1 protein-coding gene is annotated in these 518 nt (G+C 59.1%); it reads right to left on the bottom strand.

The window, feature by feature from the left end; translation table 11 throughout:
• Window positions 1-76 precede the first annotated feature (76 nt).
• Window positions 77-518 (bottom strand): ABC transporter substrate-binding protein (locus K206_RS39990; RefSeq protein WP_043367588.1); only part of this gene is annotated, 442 nt, incomplete at its 5' end.

Here is a 518-nt window from a genome sequence, read left to right as displayed (position 1 = left end):
GGTTCAAGCGCCAACAACCGCCCAAGCCTCAAGGCCCACAACAGCCAGAACAAGAAACCTAAAAAATACCAAAAAACTACTTAGAAATCGCAAACGCATGAGTCCTCTCATCCTGCCGAGGCACCACGTTATATCCCTTCCTCGCCGCCCAAACATTAATCTGAAAATAAAGCGGAATCACCCCATAATCCTTGATCCCGATCTCGGTCGCATCCTGCAACAGCTTCTCGCGCGCGCGATCGTCAATCGTGGTCAGCGCCGCGCTCAGCTTGGCATCGAGCGCCGCATTGCTGTAGCGCCCGCGATTGGACGCCCCCCATCCCTTGGCCGGATCATAGGTCGCCAGCAATGACTTGAGCGAGGACCCGGCCTCGCCGGTGTCTGCCCCCCATCCGGCCAGCATGAACGAGAAGTCGAGCTTGTTGGCGCGCGTGAAGAAGGTGGCCGACGGCATGGCTTCCACGCGGGTCTGGATGCCGATGCGCGAGAGCATCGAGGCGATGGCCTGGGCGACCTGT

The sequence above is a fragment of the Cupriavidus sp. WS genome (genome assembly GCF_000395345.1).
Taxonomy (GTDB): domain Bacteria; phylum Pseudomonadota; class Gammaproteobacteria; order Burkholderiales; family Burkholderiaceae; genus Cupriavidus; species Cupriavidus basilensis_B.
The sequence above is the reverse complement of the archived record's forward strand: the minus strand, read 5'-3'. Positions and strand labels throughout refer to the sequence as shown.